21 protein-coding genes and 1 rRNA gene are annotated in these 22,860 nt (G+C 41.1%); 7 read left to right on the top strand and 15 right to left on the bottom strand.

Features of this window, described 5'->3' with window-relative positions; all coding sequences use genetic code 11:
• A 16S ribosomal RNA gene (locus tag KDJ85_RS02580) occupies window positions 1-472 on the bottom strand; the annotation flags it as partial.
• Between the two features lie 431 nt (window positions 473-903).
• Window positions 904-1,470: a D-glycero-beta-D-manno-heptose 1,7-bisphosphate 7-phosphatase gene (gene gmhB, locus KDJ85_RS02585; protein ID WP_225818360.1), complete on the bottom strand. Its 567-nt coding sequence runs from the start codon at window positions 1,468-1,470 to the stop codon at window positions 904-906.
• Window positions 1,471-1,640: 170 nt separating this feature from the next.
• Here gmhB and metN point away from each other — a divergent pair, with 170 nt between their 5' ends.
• The 6 genes from metN (at window position 1,641) to proS (ending at window position 7,275) form a co-directional block, all read left to right on the top strand.
• Complete coding sequence (metN, locus tag KDJ85_RS02590; RefSeq protein ID WP_225818361.1) at window positions 1,641-2,672, top strand: methionine ABC transporter ATP-binding protein MetN; 1,032 nt, start codon at window positions 1,641-1,643, stop codon at window positions 2,670-2,672.
• Window positions 2,665-3,318, top strand: a complete 654-nt coding sequence (gene metI, locus KDJ85_RS02595; RefSeq protein ID WP_206083774.1) for a methionine ABC transporter permease MetI — start codon at window positions 2,665-2,667, stop codon at window positions 3,316-3,318. Before metN ends, metI begins: the two co-directional genes overlap by 8 nt.
• A gap of 60 nt (window positions 3,319-3,378) precedes the next feature.
• Window positions 3,379-4,200: a MetQ/NlpA family lipoprotein gene (locus KDJ85_RS02600; RefSeq protein WP_225818362.1), complete on the top strand. Its 822-nt coding sequence runs from the start codon at window positions 3,379-3,381 to the stop codon at window positions 4,198-4,200.
• 125 nt (window positions 4,201-4,325) lie between these two features.
• A complete protein-coding gene (rcsF, locus tag KDJ85_RS02605) occupies window positions 4,326-4,730 on the top strand; it encodes an Rcs stress response system protein RcsF (protein ID WP_047756065.1) in 405 nt (134 codons plus the stop codon).
• Between the two features lie 7 nt (window positions 4,731-4,737).
• Window positions 4,738-5,457, top strand: coding sequence for a tRNA (N6-threonylcarbamoyladenosine(37)-N6)-methyltransferase TrmO (tsaA, locus tag KDJ85_RS02610; RefSeq protein ID WP_225818363.1), 720 nt, complete (start codon window positions 4,738-4,740; stop codon window positions 5,455-5,457).
• Between the two features lie 99 nt (window positions 5,458-5,556).
• Complete coding sequence (proS, locus tag KDJ85_RS02615) at window positions 5,557-7,275, top strand: proline--tRNA ligase (RefSeq protein ID WP_225818364.1); 1,719 nt, start codon at window positions 5,557-5,559, stop codon at window positions 7,273-7,275.
• A gap of 61 nt (window positions 7,276-7,336) precedes the next feature.
• Here proS and chbG read toward each other — a convergent pair whose 3' ends face one another.
• From chbG to nlpE, 7 genes are all read right to left on the bottom strand, one after another.
• Window positions 7,337-8,092 (bottom strand): chitin disaccharide deacetylase, encoded by a 756-nt coding sequence (gene chbG / locus KDJ85_RS02620; RefSeq protein WP_225818365.1) that lies wholly within the window; start codon window positions 8,090-8,092, stop codon window positions 7,337-7,339.
• A gap of 35 nt (window positions 8,093-8,127) precedes the next feature.
• Window positions 8,128-9,480: a 6-phospho-beta-glucosidase gene (locus KDJ85_RS02625; protein ID WP_225818366.1), complete on the bottom strand. Its 1,353-nt coding sequence runs from the start codon at window positions 9,478-9,480 to the stop codon at window positions 8,128-8,130.
• 121 nt (window positions 9,481-9,601) lie between these two features.
• Window positions 9,602-10,468, bottom strand: coding sequence for a transcriptional regulator ChbR (gene chbR, locus KDJ85_RS02630; RefSeq protein ID WP_225818367.1), 867 nt, complete (start codon window positions 10,466-10,468; stop codon window positions 9,602-9,604).
• A gap of 9 nt (window positions 10,469-10,477) precedes the next feature.
• Complete coding sequence (chbA, locus tag KDJ85_RS02635) at window positions 10,478-10,822, bottom strand: PTS N,N'-diacetylchitobiose transporter subunit IIA (protein ID WP_047756063.1); 345 nt, start codon at window positions 10,820-10,822, stop codon at window positions 10,478-10,480.
• A 44-nt stretch (window positions 10,823-10,866) separates the two neighbouring features.
• Window positions 10,867-12,228: a PTS N,N'-diacetylchitobiose transporter subunit IIC gene (gene chbC / locus KDJ85_RS02640; RefSeq protein WP_225818368.1), complete on the bottom strand. Its 1,362-nt coding sequence runs from the start codon at window positions 12,226-12,228 to the stop codon at window positions 10,867-10,869.
• Between the two features lie 108 nt (window positions 12,229-12,336).
• Window positions 12,337-12,657 (bottom strand): PTS sugar transporter subunit IIB, encoded by a 321-nt coding sequence (locus KDJ85_RS02645; RefSeq protein ID WP_225818369.1) that lies wholly within the window; start codon window positions 12,655-12,657, stop codon window positions 12,337-12,339.
• A 376-nt stretch (window positions 12,658-13,033) separates the two neighbouring features.
• A complete protein-coding gene (gene nlpE / locus KDJ85_RS02650) occupies window positions 13,034-13,690 on the bottom strand; it encodes an envelope stress response activation lipoprotein NlpE (protein ID WP_225818370.1) in 657 nt (218 codons plus the stop codon).
• A gap of 274 nt (window positions 13,691-13,964) precedes the next feature.
• On the opposite strand from nlpE, the gene rof reads away from it, so the two are divergent.
• Window positions 13,965-14,228 (top strand): Rho-binding antiterminator, encoded by a 264-nt coding sequence (gene rof, locus KDJ85_RS02655; RefSeq protein WP_042848970.1) that lies wholly within the window; start codon window positions 13,965-13,967, stop codon window positions 14,226-14,228.
• Between the two features lie 60 nt (window positions 14,229-14,288).
• Here the strand turns inward: rof and tilS are convergent, their stop codons facing one another.
• From tilS to lpxB, 6 genes are all read right to left on the bottom strand, one after another.
• Window positions 14,289-15,641 (bottom strand): tRNA lysidine(34) synthetase TilS, encoded by a 1,353-nt coding sequence (gene tilS / locus KDJ85_RS02660; RefSeq protein WP_225818371.1) that lies wholly within the window; start codon window positions 15,639-15,641, stop codon window positions 14,289-14,291.
• Between the two features lie 17 nt (window positions 15,642-15,658).
• Window positions 15,659-16,543 (bottom strand): DMT family transporter, encoded by an 885-nt coding sequence (locus KDJ85_RS02665; RefSeq protein ID WP_225818372.1) that lies wholly within the window; start codon window positions 16,541-16,543, stop codon window positions 15,659-15,661.
• Window positions 16,544-16,652: 109 nt separating this feature from the next.
• Entirely contained in the window at window positions 16,653-17,612 is a 960-nt protein-coding gene (accA, locus tag KDJ85_RS02670; RefSeq protein WP_225818373.1) for an acetyl-CoA carboxylase carboxyl transferase subunit alpha, read from the bottom strand.
• A 12-nt stretch (window positions 17,613-17,624) separates the two neighbouring features.
• The gene (dnaE, locus tag KDJ85_RS02675) at window positions 17,625-21,107 is read right to left on the bottom strand and encodes a DNA polymerase III subunit alpha (RefSeq protein ID WP_225818374.1); all 3,483 of its coding nucleotides are present in this window, start codon (window positions 21,105-21,107) and stop codon (window positions 17,625-17,627) included.
• A gap of 11 nt (window positions 21,108-21,118) precedes the next feature.
• Complete coding sequence (gene rnhB / locus KDJ85_RS02680) at window positions 21,119-21,712, bottom strand: ribonuclease HII (RefSeq protein WP_206083758.1); 594 nt, start codon at window positions 21,710-21,712, stop codon at window positions 21,119-21,121.
• Window positions 21,712-22,860, bottom strand: a complete 1,149-nt coding sequence (lpxB, locus tag KDJ85_RS02685; protein ID WP_225818673.1) for a lipid-A-disaccharide synthase — start codon at window positions 22,858-22,860, stop codon at window positions 21,712-21,714. The genes rnhB and lpxB overlap by 1 nt, the downstream gene beginning before the upstream one ends.

The raw sequence follows: 22,860 nt of genomic DNA on the forward strand, positions 1-22,860 counted from the left end.
TGATGATATTAGCATCAACGCCTTCCTCCCGACTGAAAGTACTTTACAACCCTAGGGCCTTCTTCATACACGCGGCATGGCTGCATCAGGCTTGCGCCCATTGTGCAATATTCCCCACTGCTGCCTCCCGTAGGAGTCTGGGCCGTGTCTCAGTCCCAGTGTGGCTGATCATCCTCTCAGACCAGCTAGGGATCGTCGCCTAGGTGAGCCATTACCCCACCTACTAGCTAATCCCATATGGGTTCATCCGATAGCGCAAGGACCGAAGTTCCCCTGCTTTGCTCCTAAGAGATTATGCGGTATTAGCCACCGTTTCCAGTGGTTATCCCCCTCTATCGGGCAGATCCCCATACATTACTCACCCGTCCGCCGCTCGTCAGCGGGAAGCAAGCTTCCCCTGTTACCGCTCGACTTGCATGTGTTAGGCCTGCCGCCAGCGTTCAATCTGAGCCATGATCAAACTCTTCAATTAAAAAGCTTGATGCTCAAAGAATGTTTACTGTCGCCTGATTTCCAAAGAAACCAGATTACCTATTAGTTCATATATATGAATTAACGTGTTAGTCACTCTTCAAGACTTAAAATCAAATATTTTTTTGATAGTGTCCTGTGAGTGCCCACACAGATTGTCTGATAAATTGTTAAAGAGCGTTGCAGCATTTCGTATTGAAATTTGACCTTCTGGGTCGTTGCTGCGAGGAGGCGTATAATACGTTTTCCTCCGTGAGAGTCAAGCAATTTTTTGCTTTTTCTTTTCAGAATCTCTCGCTGCCGTTTCAGTGTTCACCGCGCTTTGCGTTGTCTTGTTCCCGGTCAGTGGATGCGCATTATAGGGAGTCAGAAAAATCTGGCAAGTGTTTTTTAAAACTTTTTTTCTGACTGCTCGCTTATCACCCAAAATGACTATTTTTTGATTCTTTTTAGCGTTTCAGGCAGGTCTGCAATGCTATTAATCACGAAATCGGCACTATTCATGGCTTCTTCTGTCACAGGTTCGCCACTTTTAACTAACACTGTCGCCCCAACTTTTGCTGCTTTACCTGCTAAAATATCTGCGAGTTTATCACCAACCATTATAGAAGCTGCCATATCTATATTTAAGAAAGCCTGAGCATCTAATAACATGCCAGGTTTTGGTTTACGACAATTACAGTCTTGGCGATATTCTTCAACATCTGACTCAGCGTGATGTGGGCAGAAATAAATGCCGTCCAGGTCAACACCACGATCGGCAAGCGACCAGTCCATCCATTCGGTTAATTGCATAAATTGGTCTTCGGTATAAATGCCACGACCAATACCCGATTGATTTGTGACAACCACTAATGCATAACCCATTTTTTTTAATTCCAACATGGCTTCAATTGCGCCTTCAATAAATTCGAAGTCATCTATTTTATGTACATAGCCATGATCGATATTAATTGTTCCGTCTCTGTCTAAAAAGACTGCTGGTATCCCGTTACTCACCTGTTTACTCCTCAAACTAAATATCTTTTTAGTATCTCACGAAAAGAAATGAAATGAGAATAGAATAAATCGCACAATCTTTATTGACTTAGACGTCTAGACGCCTTAACATCCAACCATATTAGATACACTATCTAAAGAACAATTCAGATAAAAGTTAGAAAACATAAATGATAAAGCTCTCAAATATAAATAAAGTTTTCCAGCAAGGAAGCCGTAGCATCCAAGCGCTGACTGATATTAGCTTGCATGTACCTTCTGGTCAGATATATGGCGTTATTGGTGCTTCAGGCGCAGGTAAAAGTACGTTAATTCGTTGCGTGAACATGCTAGAGCGCCCAACCTCAGGCCAAGTTGTTGTTGATGGGCAAGATTTAACATTAATGACAGAAAAAGCGTTGACGAGAGCACGCCGCGGTATTGGCATGATTTTCCAACATTTTAACTTATTATCTTCGCGCACTGTTTTTGATAATGTTGCTTTACCACTAGAACTCGACAATACGCCTAAAGACAAAATTAAAGAGCGAGTTGATGAGCTATTAGAGTTAGTCGGTTTAAGTGAAAAGAAAGAGGCTTATCCTGCTAATTTATCTGGTGGGCAAAAGCAACGTGTTGCAATCGCGCGGGCTTTAGCAAATTCACCAAAAGTTTTACTGTGTGACGAAGCGACTAGCGCATTAGACCCTGCAACAACGCGTTCCATTTTAGAACTATTAAAAGACATTAACCGTCGTTTAGGGTTAACCATCTTATTAATCACTCACGAAATGGATGTCGTAAAACGTATTTGCGACCAAGTTGCAGTGATTAGTGGCGGTCAATTAATCGAACAAGATAAAGTGAGCGAAGTGTTCTCTCACCCGAAAACACCTGTTGCACAGGCTTTTATTCAGTCAACGTTAGTTATTGATATTCCAGATGACTATAAAGAGCGTATGAGTACAGAGGCTGGTAAAGATTTATCGCCATTAGTGAAATTAGAATTTACAGGTCAATCCGTTGATGCACCACTAATTTCAATGGCAGTACGTAAGTTTGATATTGATATTAATATTTTAAGCTCTCAGATTGATTACGCAGGCGGCGTAAAATTTGGTGTGATGCTAGCTGAGCTACATGGCATTAATGGTGGTGTTGAGTCCACAATTGAATTTTTGAAAGAGCACCACGTGAAAGTAGAGGTTTTGGGTTATGTCTGAGAGAATGATTTATTTGCTGATTAACGGCACCATCGACACTATCACAATGACCTTTGTTTCTGGCTTTTTAGGCTTTGTTTTAGGCTTACCATTAGGTGTTTTGCTTTATATTACGCGTAAAGACCAAGTGATGGAAAATGTCGGTTTATATCGTGCACTTGCCGTTATAATTAATATTTTCCGTTCAGTACCATTTATTATTTTACTCGTTTGGATTATTCCATTAACGTCATTTTTAGTGGGTACAACCATTGGTTTAAAAGCCGCTATCGTCCCTTTAACCATTGGTGCCGCGCCATTTATTGCACGTATGGTTGAGAATGCGTTATTAGAAATTCCAAGTGGTTTGATTGAATCAGCACGTGCCATGGGGGCAACGCCTCTTCAGATCATTCGTAAGATATTGATCCCTGAAGCAATGCCAAGCCTGATTAACGCAGCAACTATTACTTTAATTATGTTAGTTGGTTATTCCGCAATGGGCGGCGCAGTAGGAGCCGGTGGTTTGGGTCAAATCGCTTTGCAATATGGTTACCAAACCTATAACCCTGTTGTGATGAATACCGTAATTGTTCTTCTTGTCATTTTAGTAAACGCAATCCAGTTTGGTGGCGAGTACTTAATGAAAAAAGTTTCACATCGATAGTCAGTAAAATAGCGGCGCCATTAAGGTGCTTATAAAGTCCGTATGAAAGGGGTAATACCAATGTCTATTAAATTAAAATCTATCGCAGTTGTCGGCGCGCTATTAGGCACACTCGTTTTAGCGGGCTGTGGCGAAAAAGAAAAAGATGCTAACAGCATTAAAGTTGGTGTGATCATGGGCAAAGAATTAGAAGTTGCTGAAGTCGCACAAAAAGTTGCTAAAGAAAAATACGGTTTAGATGTTGAGCTGGTTTCATTTAATGATTTCGTATTACCAAACGAAGCATTAAGCAAAGGCGATATTGATTTAAACGCCTTTCAACACAAGCCATACCTTGATCAACAAATTAAAGATCGTAATTATAAGTTAGTACCAGTTGGCAATACGTTTATTTACCCAATTGCTGCTTACTCTAAAAAAATCAAATCTGTTGATGAGTTAGCTGATGGCTCACAAATCGCATTACCGAATGACCCAACAAACTTAGGTCGTTCTTTACTGCTACTGCAACAACAAGGTTTAATTAAACTAAAAGATGGCACAGGTTTAATGCCTACTGTCCTGGATGTTGTTGAGAATCCAAAAGGTCTGAAGTTTGTTGAACTAGAAGCGCCACAGCTACCACGCGCACTTGATGACCAAAAAATTGCTTTAGCTATCATCAATACAACTTGGGCTAGCAGCGCAACACCTAAACTGACGCCTGCAAAAGATGGTTTATTTGTTGAAGATAAAGATTCTCCGTATGTGAATATTATTGTTGCCCGTGAAGACAATAAAGATAACGAAAATGTAAAGAAATTTATCCAAGCTTATCAATCAGATGAAGTTGCTAACAAAGCTAACGAAGTTTTTGATGGTGGCGCAGTTAAAGGCTGGTAATCTTTTTTATTATTAAAAAAACGATTAAAATACCAGATGGCTCCGTGCCACCTGGTATTTTTTGCAATTTATAGACTATAAAAATAACGATATTTTATTGAATCATATAAGAAAGGTAATAACTTATGAGACTGTTATTGCTCACCTTAGCGGCGTTCACGTTAGCTGGGTGTGGGATTAACCAATACACGAGTCCAGGGGCAAACAAAGGTTTCACGAGTATGAAATTGTCTAAGCCTGTGCCAAGTGTGACTGAAGAACCAGAAACAGCAAATGTTAAATTAATGAATAGCCCTGAAGAACTCCTAGGGATGCCTTTCAAAGATTTAGGTATTGTTTCTGGTGAGTCTTGCAGAGAAAGCGTTCAAAGCCCTCCTGCAAATCTAAATACAGCGAAAAACAGTATGTTATCACAAGCTGCTTTTATCGCTGCTGATGCTGTCCTTTTGCACCAATGCCAGACAATGACCGCTCCTGGTTGTTATCAAGCAACGATTTGTGAAGGTAGCGCATTAAAAATTGTTGAATAACCGTCACATGCAATCTTTTCAATTTGACGCTATTGGTCATATCGAATCTCCATATAAAGAAAAGTTTGCCATCCCGCGCCAACCTGGGCTTGTTCCAGGTGGTGTAGGACGTCTACACCTTCATCCCCCTTTCAATGATGCCAATACCGTTCGTGGCTTAATGCAGTTTAGTCATATCTGGGTAATTTTTGTTTTTCATCAAACAATGAAAGGCGGCTGGAAACCATTAGTTCGCCCACCTCGTCTCGGTGGTAATGATAAAATGGGTGTGTTTGCAACTCGTTCAACATTTAGACCAAATCCAATTGGTATGTCCCTTGTTCAGTTAAAAGGAATTTCCATCAAAAATAACCAAGCTATACTCGAGCTTGGCAGTCTGGATCTCGTTGACGGTACGCCTGTCATTGATATCAAGCCTTATTTACCTTTTGCAGAGGCAATACCAGAAGCAGCTGCGGGATATGCTCAGGATGCACCTTCAGATAATATGCAGGTTATATTCACACAAGCCGTTGAAAACCAATTAGCCTCTTATCAACATCAATATCCGGCTCTAAAGCAATTTATTGAACAAGTTTTGATGCAAGACCCTCGCCCTGCGTATAAAAAACAATCTACTGAAATTCGTGACTATGCAGTTCATTTATTAGATTTTAATATTCGTTGGCGAGTATTTAATGGTGTGACTGAAGTATTCGCTATCGAACCCTATGAAAAAACGTGTTAACCCCTTTTGGCGAGTCTCAGTCGCTGGTAGACTAGCTCTCTATATACTTTGGTAAGCAAGCGGCTTGCCATAATTTGTTGTTCTAATGGAACCTATACAATGCGTACTAGCAAATATCTGCTCTCAACTCTAAAAGAGACCCCTGCGGATGCAGAAGTTATCAGCCACCAGCTGATGCTGCGTGCAGGAATGATCCGTAAACTTGCCTCTGGTCTGTATGACTGGTTACCCACAGGCGTGCGTGTTCTGCGTAAAGTCGAAAACATCGTCCGTGAAGAAATGGAAAATGCAGGCGCTATCGAGGTATCTTTACCTGTCGTTCAGCCTGCAGATTTATGGCAAGAAAGTGGACGTTGGGAACAGTATGGTCCTGAGTTACTGCGTTTTGTTGACCGCGGTGAGCGCCCGTTTGTCCTTGGTCCAACCCATGAAGAAGTGATCACTGATTTAGTGCGTAACGAAATCACGTCTTATAAACAACTGCCATTAAATTTATTCCAAATTCAAACCAAATTCCGTGATGAAGTTCGCCCACGTTTTGGCGTCATGCGTTCACGCGAATTTATTATGAAAGATGCATACTCTTTCCACATTAGCCAAGAATCATTGCAAGAAACCTATGATGCAATGTACGAAGCATATAGCAAAATTTTCACGCGTATTGGCTTTGATTTCAGAGCGGTTCAAGCAGACACTGGTTCCATCGGTGGTAGTGCATCTCACGAATTCCAAGTGTTAGCAAAAAACGGTGAAGATGATGTTATTTTCTCCACTGAGTCTGACTATGCCGCAAATATCGAATTTGCCGAAGCATTAGCGCCAACCACGCCACGCGGGGCACCAACCGAAGAGCTTCGTTTAGTCGATACACCAAATGCAAAAACAATTGCTGAGTTGGTTGAGCAATTTAACTTACCTGTTGAGAAAACAGTTAAGACTCTCATTGTTCATGCCGAAAAAGATTCAGGTCATACGTTAGTGGCACTATTAATCCGCGGCGATCATGAACTAAATGAAGTTAAAGCTGAAAAACATCCTTTAGTCGCTAGTCCACTTGAGTTTGCAACAGAAGCTGAGATCAGAAATGCAGTGAATGCCGGCCCAGGATCACTAGGCCCGATCAATATGCCTCTACCGATTGTTATCGATCGCAGTGTTGCAGTGATGAGTGACTTTGGTGCAGGTGCAAATGTTGATGGTAAACATTACTTTGGCATCAACTGGGAACGTGATTTAGCATTACCTGAAACTTATGATTTGCGCAATGTCGTCGAAGGTGATCCAAGCCCAGACGGTAAAGGTGTACTACAAATTAAACGTGGTATCGAAGTTGGTCATATTTTCCAATTAGGTACCAAATACTCAGAAGCGATGAAAGCATCTGTACAGAACGAAGAAGGTCACAACCAAATCGTCACCATGGGTTGTTATGGTATTGGTGTAACACGTATCGTCGCCGCAGCTATTGAACAAAGCCATGATGATCGTGGAATTATTTGGCCAGATGCAATTGCACCTTTCCAAGTTGCTATTTTGCCAATGAACATGCACAAATCTTATCGCGTTAAAGAAGTCGCTGAAAAACTGTATGCAGACTTAAAAGCAAACGGCATTGATGTGATTTTTGATGACCGTAAAGAACGCCCAGGTGTGATGTTTGCAGATATGGAGCTGATTGGTGTTCCATACACTATCGTGATTGGTGACCGCAACTTAGATAACAACCAGATTGAATATAAATCACGCCGCAGTGATGATAAAGAATTGGTTGGCTTAGAAAATGTCGTTAGTTTCCTTAAAGGTAAGCTCGGCAAATAAGTTAGGTTAAAAGCCAAAAAATAGAGCCCAAATTCTAGTCATATTGAATTTGGGCTTTTTTTTAAATATCTCGGTAGGAACCAACTTTAAAACCACGAGCTATTATTTGTGATTTTAAATTTTCCGAGGTTAATACTTCCAACTCATTTAAACGTGGATAAGCGTAGTTGCTTTTTAATAACGCATTATCAATAAAAGCGGGATGACTCATGACCTCAATAGAGTGGTGGCCCTGTGCTTTGGCTTCATCAATAATCTTCAAAAACAATGTTTCTGAAATCTCATCACCATAAAACTCACTACTGAAACAGTCAGTGCTTGCCACTTGATATGACAATGGTGGCCAATTTTTTTCTAATTGGCGGTCTACACGCAATGCAACTCCCTGTTCTTGTGCAAAACCCACGACTATTGGGAAAATTCCTTCAATCATATGTACATGATGATGGCTATCAATATGGCTGGGCTTTTGGCCAAAAATTTCAATAAATTTGTGATATTGCAGATTCAGTTCTTGTTCAATCTCAGATAAAGGTAAATCATTAATATCGATATCCCACAGCCATTTACCCAACATTCCATTCCGACTGAGAGTCGGCATTGATGAAAAAGGCTTACCTGCCGTTAAAACAAAATGCATTCCCACCGCTAAACTCGGATTTTCATGACTTAATTTAGCCGCGTGAGATATGGCAGGCATATTCATCATTGCACTCGTTGAATTAACAACGCCATTGCGATGAGATTCGATAATGCCGTAATTCACAGCTTCGCATAATCCAAAATCATCGGCATTCACAATAAGTAATGAAGCCATTTGTTCTCCCTTAATGCTATAAGCAATTTAACTAATTAACTTTCCTGCTCAAGTTGTTGTATAGCTGCTGCAAAGTTCGGCAGGTGTTTTTTATGGGCGATAAGTAGTTCTTTCGAAATTAAACGCGCATCATTATCGGAGTGAATTAATGGGTTCAAATTCATCGCCAGTAATACATCATTAAACTGACCATTGACAGCTGCTTGGCTAGTAGCAATTTCAAAGTTTTTTAAGGTATAAATTAAGCCAAGTACTTTATCATCAAAATGCGTTACTCGTGGGTGCGGTTTCGCACCATCACGCCCAAGTAGGCAAGTCATTTCCACCGTCCAATCTTCAGGAATATTATCAATATGCCCCTGATGTGGAATATTAACGTAATGCTCCGTATTTTTATCGTTATAAATCGCGTTAATGACTTCACAAGCTGCATCCGAATAATAGGCTCCACCACGTAACTCAAGCTCTTTAGGTTTCACATATAGTGATGGATCCTTATAAAGTTCAAATAGCCGATGCTCTACTTTTTGCACTATTTGAGCTCGAGCCCCACCTTTATAATATTCACCAAGCTCGATAGCTAACATTTCTTTTGGTTTAAAGTAATACAGTAAATAAGAACAAGGGATCAGATTTAAGCTGCGAATTAGTCCTTCTTCAAACGCAAGGTCAGTGATGTTTTTTACTGAGTTGGCACTTAACGTACCTGACGCAATACCATTTAATAGCTCATCAAAACGAGAAACTCCATTAACAATCACATCCTTGATAAAAACCATATGGTTTAAACCGAATAAGTCGATGGATAACTCATCGTTATCTGACAGATTAAGAACATCTGTAATAAACATTTTCATGCCAATAGGAATATTACACACACCAATAAAACGCTTAAAGTTAGTGTGCCGGTAAACCGCTTCTGTCACCATCCCGGCAGGGTTAGTAAAATTAATCACCCATGCATTAGGGCAAATTTCTTCCACATCTTTAATAATGTCAAAAATAACTGGGATGGTACGCAACCCTTTAAATAATCCTCCAGCACCATTGGTTTCTTGGCCTAGATAACCATGCTTTAATGGAATAGACTCATCTAATTCACGAGCTTTTAATTGGCCGACCCTTAATTGCGTAGTCACAAAATCAGCATCTTTAAGTGCTTCTTTGCGATCCAATGTCTTCACTATTTTTAATGGAATGTTTGCATGTTTAACCATGCGTTCGCATAAATCAAAAATAATCTCTAGTTTTTCTTTGCCTTCCTCAACATCCACCAACCATAACTCAGTGATCGGAAGCTCATGGTAACGTTTAATAAAACCTTCGAGTAATTCAGGTGTATAGCTACTACCGCCACCAATCGTGACAACTTTTAACTTCTGAGTCATATTAACCTCATAGAACCTTATACAATAGACATAGAAAGGCACACCATCTTTATTAGAAAAGATGGTTATGCTTGAATTTTTTAATTAAGAATGTTTTGAAACTTAGTTTAATTAATACTAATTAACCCACCATTTTCTGCTCAACACTGTATAAATTTTTCCGATAATCACTTGGCGTCAGTGAGGTTGACTCTTTAAATTTTTTCACAAATAAACTTGGGCTACTGTAACCAGACTCAAATGCAATATCGGTAATCGAATAGTTGGTAATTTCTAATTGTTTTTTAGCAAAATTAATTCTGATATCGTTAATAATTTGCATTGGTGTTTTACCATAAAAACGTTTTGTCGCCCTTGTTAAATACTCTTGTGATTTCCCCGTCATAGTGATCATATTTTGCAGAGCACTTTCACTGAACATCGCAATATCGTGCATGTCTTCAAGTGTATTTTTAAGCCATTGAGGAGCATCATCTTGCAGGCTTTTTTCGCGAAAATGACGTAATCTATTGACGACATTAAACGTGACTAATTCAATAAACTCATTAAATTCGCTATCTCTAAAATTTAAAGAGGCGATGACGGACTCAATATAAGCCATAAATTCATTTTTTAATGGATAGCTTTGTGACGCAACAAAGCAGCTTGGTAATAATGGCAAATAGTGTTTATCAAAAAACGATTTGCTAATTCCAACATTTAATATTCGAGTTGGCCCAAAGTCATAAGCACTTTCGTGATATGAGCCAATAGGTAAAAAAACAAAATCCCCTCGCTCTAATAATATCTTTTTTCCATTAATAAATTGGTAACAACGCCCCGTTAATACAATCGTATATTCATAATAGTCATGTTGATGCAGTCCACTTGCACTCTCAACTTTATTATAAATAAAGACATGAAAGGTTTTATTGTTAAACAGTTCGCTTTCTTGAACTAATTTAATTTCAGCATTAGTGTCAGTTCTTTTCATCAGTGTCTGCATCATTATCCCCTTTTAACGGTTTAATTTTTCATGTAGCTCAATTAATTCAGTAATCAATTCGCGAGCTAGCATGGCATTCATTAAATGATCTTGAGCATGAACAAGGACTAAACTAACTTTAATTCTGCCCTCCCCCATGTCGCTTTCAATGAGCTGAGTTTGTACTTTATGTGCTTCATTCAAAGAAGAGTGGGATTGCTCCATTAAACTTTTGGCCGTGGCGAAGTCGCCCTCTTTAGCCTTTCTTAATGCGGTATAAGCTAAACTTCTCGCTTGACCTGCATTAATAATTAAACCCATGACAACTTCTTCTAATTCATTAGTTTCATCTTCTTGAATATCATCGAGTTCAAACATATTTTTATCTCTACTTAAATGGGAGGAGCAAGCTCCTCCGTTTTTTAAAACTTCAGTGCATTAGCAATATCTTCTTCGCTTTCTTCTTCATCTATCGTGTTTTGGGCTTTATTCGAAATCACCACAAATGGTAGATAAACCAGAACAGCAACACCAAGGTTAAATAAAGCAAGTAGTAAGGCGGCAATACTTCCATTGGTGTTAAAGAAGGCAGCTAAGCCTGTTGGCATTGTCCACGGTGCAATATTGGTCACTGGTGGGATAATCCCTAAAGAATACGCTGCTACCATTATTCCAGCCAATAAAGGCTGAATCAGAATAAATGGAATAAACATAACTGGGTTCATGATGATAGGTAATCCAAAAATAATTGGCTCATTTATTTGGAAAATACCCGCTGGTAACGCTAATTTTGCGACTTGGCGGTGATCTGCACGACGTGAAGCAATAAAGATAGCAATGATCAGCCCTAATGTTGCCCCTGTTCCGCCTAAGAAGACGTAGGAATCAAGCATTGGTTTTGCCCACATATGGAAAGATTTACCCGCAGCAATTGCCGCATCGACCGAACCATACTCCGCATATAATGAGACGTTTTCCAGTGCCCATGGCGTCATAATCCCACTATCTAAGGCCGTCAAGGCAAGTGAACCGTGAATACCGAAGAACCACAGCAATGACGTAAATACCACATAAGCCCAACCAACGACATTCCCCATTGATGCGAGAGGAGTCGACACCGTATCCATAATAATCTGGTGGAAATTTGTACTAATGCCGCTAGAAAGCGCCCATGACACAATCCCCATTATTGATAAGATAATAAAACCAGGAATAAGTGCAGAGAATGAACGGGAAACAGATGGAGGTACGCTATCAGGTAATTTAATCACCCAGTTACGACGTACAATAAATGCAAACATTTCGGCAACCACTAACCCCAAAATAATACCCGAAATGATATTTGCCCCACCCAACCAATTCGCGCCAACAGCATAAGCACCATTCACTTCGTAAGGTGTCACCGTCATAAAAGCAGCAACAGCCAGTAGACCTGCGGCTAATGGGTCAACTTTTCGCTCTTCAGCTAATGCCATCGAGATAAAAAAGGGCGCCATGAGGGACATAATACCTAGTGTCCCGTTATACACATTCCCCCCTATCGCTTTAAATCCATTTAAAGTTTCAATTGTCGATGGTTCTAATCTCACACCCAATGAGTAGAAGAACGACCCAGCATCAAAGCTTAAAAACACATTATTAATTAATACAAACATTGCCCCGACTAATGTCAGCGGCATAATACGAATAAAACCATTCTTTATTGCATTAACGTGAGGTTGCTTTCCCAATCTAACTGCGAAGGGCAGAAGCACCTTTTCAAGCGAAGTGATAACAAGACTCATAAAAATACCCTCGATTTTTTGAGTGTGCTCCATTCTGATTAGGCTAATCTGCAATAAATAGCACTAAGATTGATGGAGTTATTATTGAGTAGGGGTAGCTCTCTAATGTTAATTTGCTGTATGTTTTTTTATGCTTGCAACGGCTGCTTTTAATACCCCAAGTCCATCCACTTTGCCGTATAACAATGAATCAATCACCTCGACAGGCTTATTGGGTAGTATTTTTTGAATATCCGTTAACATCCAAGCAATTTGAGGGCCGAGTAAAACTAAATCTGCGTCAACACCTTTCTCATTCGCTAAACTTTCAGGGAAAGCCTCTATGTTGACAGGTACATCATATTTTTCTGCTTGTTGCCTCATTTTGTTAACTAACAATGAAGTAGACATGCCAGCAGAACAAAATAAATAGATATTTTTCTTCTTCATTCCTTATCCTTTGATTTGTTCTATTTTTTAGTTACCGCTTAGATTTATAAGTTTTTTTACAGACTTACGGCTTTTCTTAAATCAACAAACTAAAAATTAAAATTATTTCTAGTTGAATGGAGTATACGGACTTCCCTTAGTTTACGATATTTCATTGTTATCAAAAATTGTCTCTGATTGACCAACTGCTATGATAACCCTCACAAAATAAGCAAATATTTTGCGACAATAAAAAAGTTATACTGATATCAAAAAAAGGAATGCTTGAAGGAGTACAGATATAGATAAGGTGTTTTTCTATTGATATTTTAAGACGTTAAATAAAAAAGCCCAATATTTCTATTGAGCTTTTTAAGGGAGATACATGCCATCTAAATTATTTGCAAGATGCCGTTTTATCAAATTTAATTTGCCCTGTTTGAACAAGTGCAGGGTCAAATTGACCATCTTCCATTGATGGACGAACCGTATAATAGCCTTCAACTTCAACATAAACAGGTGTTCCGCCATCAACGCCTGTTTCGCTGTACGCTTTTTCTAGCTCAATACCCGAAGCAGAATATTGACGCCCTGTATCACACTCTGTAAATACTGCGGCATCCGCCATATAGCGATATTTCCCTATTTTTTTACTTGGCTGAACACGGTTTAACGTATAGTTCAGTTCCGTTTCAATTGGGTTACCTTCTAAATCCAGCAAAGTGACGGACTCACCATTATCGGCTTTAGCAAAAAAGGTATTCTCACCTTGCGGATTAGTAGTACGGAGCTTATTACCTTCAAGGTTCCATTTGCCTGCTTCATGGAAGCCGCTGTTGCCGTCTTTTGTTCCCAAGTAAATCAATTGTTCTACATAACTACCATCTTGGTTAACTAACAATGTTGCTTCAATGCCTGAGCAATCTGCACAAGGTAATACCCCAGTATAGACCTGATCAACTGGCGTTTTATTGGTATTTTGCGCACTACTTTGGCAGCCTGCTAATGCCACTGTACCAACCGTCATTAAGACTAATAATAGTGATTTTTTCATGATAATTCCCTTGAAATCATTCGTTTTTAACTCGTTTACCAATATTAATCATCATAGCATCTCAAGCCATAAAAGAATGGAAACAGTAACATAATTCAGACATAACTGATAAAAAAATACCACGCATTAATTGGATGAATAAGAATTATCTTTTTCATCCAGTAGCGATTATAGTTATTAAAATTACTATGCTATTATCGTACTAAGCATTTTTTTGCTTGATACAACATGTTCAAGGCGGCAATAACCGCCACTAACACAGTGGTGAGGGAATATGTCTACAGATACTGAATATCAACCTATCAATTGTGATGATTACGAATATCTAGAAATTGCATGCCAACGTCAGTTGAAGTTGCAAATAAAACTTAATGACGGCGAGAATATTGAAGGGCAAGCCAGTGATTTGCTCCTACGAAAAAAAGTCGAGTACCTGATTGTTGAAACACATGAAGGAACCAAGGAGCTACGACTGGATTGCATTAATTCCTTCAGTCATCCTGAAATCGGCACAATTGTTGTCGACCACTCCCACTAATACTCACAATTTGAGTTCTTCTTACCCCTTATGATGGTCACAGTCATAAGGGGTTTCTTATTATAAAGCTAACTGAAATCTCGATTCCTGCTGCCAATCTATTGCAATCCCCAATAATTCATCATTCATTAACCCTTCTGGTGTGATAAAACAACCCACTGCCGTAATCAGTTGGTCATTGTAATAAATCAGTGGGATACGCTCCCGCATCCATGGCGCAATGCCCAATTCCTGCCATATTTTTTTACTGCTTCTTGAACGGTGCCGCCCCACAATATTAAGTGCGCCTTGCAAACCAAAACGCACAGTCACTTTTTCATCTGGCTCCGGAGGGCGAATTTGCCCTTGCCCATCCATAACCTGTAGTCGCCCAAGTGATTCAGGTAGTTCAAACGAAGCGGGATATGACCACGCATATTGCTGCCCCACCAAGTTTTCAATACGTGGAACTATCCACAATACACCTTGGTAACGGCGAACTTCAACCTGCCCTAGACGGCAAACAGGTTCAGCATCTTGTCTGGCAAGCGCCACTTCTTGCCAAATACGCTCTAACTGGTTAAATGGCGGCATCGGGAGTTGATGCAACCCAATCCAGCGGCGGATCAACGCGTTACGTTTCGCCGAAGAACAGTGCTGTAATTCATCAATAAATAAACCACCTCGGTAATCAATCATACCTTCAAGCGTTTCTTGCAATAACTCATCCAGCAAGGATTCTTGCTCCGCACATAGCAATGCACTACGAGCAATAGCATTGGACATATGCGGCCAACGAGCAGTTAAACGGGGTAAAATATGCAGCCGAAGGAAATTGCGGTCATAACGATCATCTTGGTTGCTATCATCCTCCACCCAAGGTAACTGCTGCTCTTGCATGTATGCTTCTAAATCAATACGGGCGACGGTTAATAATGGGCGCAACAATTGTGTTTGCCCTTGTGGCGTAACAAAGGGCAGAGATTCAGGCATTGATGATAACCCCGCAGGACCACTTCCACGTTTTAAAGCTAATAAAAATGTTTCTGCTTGGTCATCCAAATGCTGAGCAGTCACCAACACTTCATCAACATCAAGTTCTTCACGGTAAGCCTGATAACGAGCATCTCGCGCAGCGGCCTCAATACCTTTTTCACTAGGATCAATGAAAACAGGGCGGCAAACAAAGGGAACCTCCCATTGTTGGCATAGCTGCGCACAATGCTGCGCCCACGCATTTGCCTTAGTATTTAGGCCATGGTGGACATGGATAGCGCGAATACTTAATGATGAGTCATTATTTTTCTTGAGCTGACAAAGGGCATGTAACAAGACTGTTGAGTCAATTCCACCACTAAACCCAACGAGTATTTTTTTATAATCACCAATTTTTTCACGTACTCGCTCAATGACCATGGATGATATCTGTTCCATTCATTCGCCCTTTTTAGCTATTGCTGATTGCGGCGTTTTGCACCAACACATAAAACACCTGAAATAATCACTAACATAACCCCAATAATATACGCGATTTCAAATGGGTCACTTAAAAGTAAAACTAACCACAACACAGATAATACAGGGGATAAAAATACCACTGAGGCAATTTTTGTTGAATTCCCTGTATTCATTGCTTTAAACCACAAGATATAAGACACACCATTAATGAGTACCCCATTAATCAGCGTCGGCCAAAATGTACCTTGGGACGGCAACTGCATTTCACTAAATGACAACAGGAGAACCAATGAAGTCAATGTCGAGAAGATAAATAACCAGACTGTACTAATATACGGATCAATAGAATATTGGCGTGAAAATACTGACATTAAAGCAAAGCAAAATGCACCACTAAACACTAACAATAATGCTATTGGGTTATCCACATGCAATTGGGTGATTTGCCCTTTAGTAAACGTGATAATAACGGCAATAAAACCAACTACAACCCCCACAATTTGCCGCCCCGACAATCTATCTTTTAATAATATTACCGATAAAAGAATAATAATGAGTGGCCAGCTATATTGGATCACCAAAACGGCGATACCATTTTCTATGGAATAACCGTAGTACAATAACAAATAGAAAAGGCAATCAAGAAATCCAAGAACAAAGACTTTGCCTAAAATATTTCTAGGTAAAATCAACAATTTGGCAGGCGTATAGCCTGATGCCAGTGCCACCGCGATAACGGCAATGACCGAAATGAGATTTGACCAAAATAGAAATTGGAAACTATCCATCCCGTCTTGCCCAAAGCGTGAAACTATTGGGATAAAGCTCCAAATCAATACGCAAGAAAAAGCATAAATTAAATAATTATATTGTCGCACTGCCATACCTATTTTTTATTATTCGTTGTGAGTATTGATAATGTTCAATAAAAAACGGGAGTTAGCAAAAGCGAACTCCCGTTTTATCTAATATAGGATTTGCTAGAAATTAGCAATAACCATATTCCATCAAGCGCTGATAACGACGGTCTTTTAATGCATCCGCATCTAAAATTTCCAGCTCGTTAAGGTCTTCAATGATACGTGCTTTTAGATGTGCGGCTATTTCATCGTAGTTACGATGTGCACCACCTAAAGGCTCAGAAATAACGTTATCAATCAGTTTTAGTTCTTTCAGGCGCGGTGCTGTAATTCCCATCGCTTCAGCCGCCAATGGGGCTTTGTCTGCGCTTTTCCACAGAATGGATGCACAACCTTCAGGTGAAATAACGGAATAAGTGCTGTATTGCAGCATGTTCACTTTATCACCCACACCAATGGCTAACGCACCACCAGAACCGCCTTCACCAATGACAGTACAAATTACTGGTACAGATAAACGTGACATTTCACGCAAGTTACGTGCTATCGCTTCTGATTGACCACGCTCTTCTGCACCAACACCTGGGTAGGCCCCTGGAGTATCAATGAAAGTGATAATAGGCAGATTAAAACGCTCAGCCAGTTCCATCAGGCGCAGCGCCTTACGGTAACCTTCAGGGGCTGGCATACCAAAATTACGACGGATTTTTTCTTTCGTTTCACGCCCTTTTTGGTGCCCGATAATCATCACTGGACGCCCCTCTAAACGCGCCAAACCACCGACAATGGCTTTGTCGTCAGCATAAGCACGGTCACCCGCTAATTCTTGGAAGTCCGTGAAAATGCGAGAAATGTAGTCCAGTGTATAAGGACGACGAGGATGACGAGCGAGTTTAGCAATTTGCCAAGCACCCAGATCAGAGAAAATTTTACGTGTCAGTTCAACACTTTTTTCACGTAAACGAGCAACCTCTTCATCAAGGTTGACCTCTAAGTTGTTATCTTGACGGCTTACGGCTTTTAGAGAATCAATTTTTGCCTCTAATTCCGCAATTGGCTGTTCAAAATCAAGAAAATCCAGACTCATAATATTCCTATTTTAGTCAAATTCTAATTCTACCTGCTCACTACCCAGCAGAGTTCGAAGATCGTTCAGAAGGGGATCCACGGGTGTCACACGCCAAACAACGCCAAATTTAAGCTTGGCTCTGGCATCGTCCTTCTGGTAATACAGATGAACCGGGATAGTGCCCGAACGGTGAGGTTCAAGCGCACTGCGCAACCGGTTCAGTAATTGATCGTTAATTTGTTTATCTGACAGTGAAATCGCAAGTCCGCGTGCATATTTCTCCCTTGCCTCACTAATGTCCATTAACTCACGTACTGTCATTTTATTACCACCATTGAAATCATCAAAGCTGACCTGACCGGTGGCTATCAGGATATTGTCTTTTTCCAACATATGTTGGTATTTATCAAGTGCATCTGAAAATAGCATAATATCCAGACGACCGGAACGATCATCAAGCGTGCAGATACCTATTCTATTCCCACGCTTGGTCGTAATCACTTTAGCTGAAAGTACTAAACCTACCACAGTTGTCACTTGACCACGAGGGGTTGGGTTCACATCTTTTAATCTAAGGCCATTAGTATAGCGTTCTATTTCACTCAAGTATCGTGTTATTGGATGGCCCGTTAAATATAAGCCTAGGGTTTCCCTTTCCCCATCCAATACCACTTGTTCTGGCCATTTTGGCACGCTTGCGTACGAGCTTTCCACTTGCTCTGGCGCTTCAGCTAATACCCCAAACATATCTGCTTGGCCAATCGCTTCAGCTTTCGCATGTTGATCAGCAGCTTTAAGTGCATCCTCAAGGGAAGACATCAAAGCCGCACGGTGAGGGCCTAATCGATCAAACGCCCCTGCCATGATCAACTTTTCCATCACGCGGCGGTTAATTTTTTTAATATCAACACGGGCGCAAAGGTCAAAAATTTCTTTGAAAATCCCACCTTGTTGGCGAGCTTCGACGATGGCTTCAATTGGGCCTTCCCCTACCCCTTTGATGGCACCGATTCCGTAAACTATCTCACCTTCGTCATTCACATGGAAGTGATAAAGCCCACTATTGATATCTGGCGGTAATACCTTCAAGCCCATTCGCCAGCATTCATCAACTAAACCAACGACTTTTTCTGTATTATCCATATCCGCGGTCATTACCGCGGCCATAAATTCAGCAGGGTAGTGTGCTTTTAACCACAGTGTTTGATAAGAAACCAATGCATACGCTGCAGAATGCGATTTGTTAAACCCATAACCCGCAAATTTCTCTACCAAGTCGAAGATTTTCATCGACAATTCGCCGTCAACACCGTTTTTGATTGAGCCTTCTTCAAAAACAGAGCGCTGCTTCGCCATCTCTTCTGGTTTCTTTTTACCCATAGCTCGGCGCAACATATCCGCACCACCAAGAGTATAACCCGCAAGAACCTGCGCAATCTGCATAACTTGCTCTTGGTATAAAATAATACCATAAGTTGGCTCAAGAACAGGTTTTAACGATTCATGTTGCCATTGTACATCAGGGTATGAAATCTCTTCACGACCATGTTTTCGGTCGATAAAGTTATCTACCATGCCTGATTGCAAAGGACCAGGGCGAAATAACGCAACCAGAGCGATCATGTCCTCAAAACAGTCAGGACGTAACCGTTTAATTAAGTCCTTCATTCCACGGGATTCTAACTGGAACACCGCCGTGGTCTCAGAACGTTGCAGCATATCAAAACTTTTTTGGTCGTGTAATGGAATCGCTGCAATATCAATTGGTTCTAAGTTTTTCTTAGCCCGACGAGCGTTAATCATCTCTAACGCCCAGTTAATGATCGTTAACGTCCGTAAACCAAGGAAGTCGAATTTCACTAACCCAGCATATTCAACGTCGTTTTTGTCGAATTGTGTAACAGGGTTATTCCCTTCTGCATCGCAATACAGTGGGGCAAAATCAGTAATTTTAGTTGGTGCGATAACCACACCACCAGCGTGTTTACCTGCGTTTCGAGTCACCCCTTCAAGTTTTCGCGCCATATCAATCAACGCTTTAACTTCTTCATCTGCTTCATAAATTTCAGGAAGCTGTGGCTCTGCTTCAAAAGCTTTTTCTAATGTCATTCCTGGGTCAGGGGGAACTAATTTAGAAATTCTATCCACAAAGCCATAAGGGTGCCCAAGGACACGCCCTACGTCACGAATAACCGCTTTTGCCGCCATCGTACCGAAGGTAATAATTTGTGATACCGCATCACGACCATACATTTGCGCCACGTGATCAATAACTTGGTCACGTTTTTCCATACAGAAGTCGACGTCAAAGTCAGGCATTGAAACCCGTTCAGGATTCAAGAAACGCTCAAACAGTAAGTCAAATTCTAATGGATCAAGATCCGTTATTTTAAGTGCATAAGCCACTAATGACCCCGCACCAGATCCCCTTCCAGGCCCAACAGGAACACCGTTATCTTTTGACCATTGGATAAATTCCATCACGATCAAGAAGTAACCTGGGAAGCCCATTTGGTTAATTACATTGAGTTCAATGTCCAGACGTTCATCATATTCAGGACGTTTTTCTGCACGCACTTTTTCGTCAGGGAATAAAAATTCAAGGCGTTCTTCGAGCCCTTCTTTTGACCGCATAACCAAGAAATCTTCGGTTTTCATATCCCCTGTTGGGAATTGCGGTAAGAAGTATTCACCAAGACGAATAGTTACGTTACAACGCTTAGCAATCTCTACACTGTTCTCTAATGCTTCAGGAATGTCGGCAAAAAGCTCGCACATTTCTTCTTCAGTACGTAAGTATTGCTGAGGGCTATAGTTTTTCGGCCTTTTTGGGTCGGCAAGCGTGAATCCATCATGGATGGCAACACGAATTTCGTGAGCATCAAAATCGCTGCTTTCAATAAAACAGACGTCATTAGTCGCAACGACGGGTAAACCTTTTTTTGTCGCCAATTCGACGGCTGCATGAAGATAACTTTCTTCATCTGGGCGGCCTGTTCTCACTAACTCAAGGTAATAACAACCCGGAAAATGCGTTTCATAAAATTCAAGACATTCGTCTACAAGAGCTTGATTGCCGCGCAATAGAAATTGACCGACATCCCCTTTACGCCCACCAGAGAGCAAGATAAGCCCCTCTTTGTGCTTTGCCAGCCACTCACGCTTAATCGTCGGCCCAATTGCACCATAACCTTTTTGGTAAGCTTCTGAAATCAGCAGAGTCAGGTTTTGATACCCTTCATTATTGCGAGCGAGAACGGTTAGGTGAGAGATTTCATCGCCTAATAACTCACTTTCAACATAAAAATCAGCCCCGATGATCGGCTTGATCCCTGCACCATGAGCAGCACCATAGAATCTGACTAACCCACAAAGGTTAGTAAAATCAGTAATTGCAAAGGCAGGCATGCCCATCGCCGCAACTTTTTTGACTAATGGGCCTGTTTTAGCGAGCCCATCAATCATGGAGTAGTCACTGTGCACACGCAAATGAATAAAACGAGGTGATGCCATCGATTAAATACCTATTTTTGACTGTCTAAAGCTCGTCTCACAGGAGCAAAGCTTTTACGATGGAATTCGGTTGCACCATACTGCGCCAATTTTTCTAAGTGATATGCGGTTGGGTAGCCTTTATGCTTTGCAAAGCCATATTCTGGAAATGCTTTGTCCAGCTCAACCATCTCCCTATCCCGTACCACTTTCGCTAAAATGGATGCTGCGCTTATTTCTTGCACAAGGCTATCGCCTTTGACCACCGCCTGTGAAGGCATTGGTAGTTCAGGGCAGCGATTGCCATCAATTAAAACAAATTCAGGGACGATAGATAACCCTGCAACGGCACGCTGCATGGCTAACATCGTCGCATGTAATATATTTATTTTATCAATTTCTTCAGGTTCTGCACGGCCAATACACCAGCACAACGCTTTTTCTTTAATTTCGTCGAATAGTTTCTCGCGTTTCTTTTCGCTGATTTTTTTAGAGTCGGCGAGCCCTGCAATCGGGTTATTCGGGTCAAGGATTACCGCAGCGGTGACTACCGCTCCGACTAATGGCCCGCGTCCGACTTCATCAACGCCAGCAATTAAGTTGGCTTTGGGATAGATAAATTCCATTAATTTCTAACCAAATCGAGTACTGCTTGTGCAGCTTGTTTATCTGCATCACAACGGATTAGTTGATGCAGATGTAAAAAAGTTTCTTTTAATTTATCAACTCGCTCTCCCCCTTCCAATAATGGAAGCAGTTCCTGCGCCAGTTTTTCTGGCTGACACTCTTCTTGCAGCAGTTCTTTGACAATTTCTTTTTCAGCAAGCAGATTTGGCAAGGAAACATATGGGGTTTTGACTAAGCGCTTAGCAAGCCAAAAAGTGAATGGTTTCATTCGGTAACCAACCACCATAGGACATTTAGTCAGCATGCATTCTAAGGCTGCGGTTCCCGATGCTAACAGTGTAGCATCCGCCGCTATCATCGCATCACGGGCTTGCCCATCTAGAATATGCACAGATAATTCGGGTGCAGCAGTGGCTTTTATGGTATCAAATTGCTGGCGACGCTTTGAATTAACCAACGGTACCACAATGTGCAAATCAGGGAAGCGTTGTTGGAGTATTTGCGCCGTTTGTAAAAAATCGGCACTCAACATTTCGACTTCTGAATGACGGCTTCCAGGCAATAATGCGAGGCATTTTGCATTTTCGGGAATGCCGAGGCGTTCTCGCGCAGCAAGTTTATCTGGGTTCAACGGGATCGCATCCGCCATCGTGTGGCCAATAAAGCGACAAGGCACATCAAAACGATCGTAAAACGCTTTTTCGAAGGGTAAAAATGCTAAGACTAAATGAGTGGAGCGACCAATTTTAAATACGCGTTTTTGTCGCCATGCCCAAACGGAAGGGCTAACGTAATGAATGGTTTTAATGCCTTTCGCTTTTAAGCGCCCTTCAAGAGTGATGTTAAAATCAGGGGCATCAATTCCGACAAAAATGTCGGGTTGTAACTGCGTAAAACGCTGGGTCAAGTCTTTACGAATGGATAATAAGCGAGGTAACCGGCCGAGAACTTCAACAATCCCCATCACGGCTAATTCTTCCATTTCATACCAAGCTTCACAGCCTTCAGCTTGCATCAACGGGCCTGCTACACCAACAAAGCGCGCATTAGGCACTTGTTCTTTAAGTGCACGAATAAGCCCTGCACCGAGAATATCACCAGATGTCTCTCCGGCAACAAGGCCAATAGTAAGTGGACGGTTATCAAT

Origin of the sequence: Providencia vermicola (assembly GCF_020381325.1) — a bacterium.
Taxonomy (GTDB): Bacteria; Pseudomonadota; Gammaproteobacteria; order Enterobacterales; family Enterobacteriaceae; genus Providencia; species Providencia vermicola.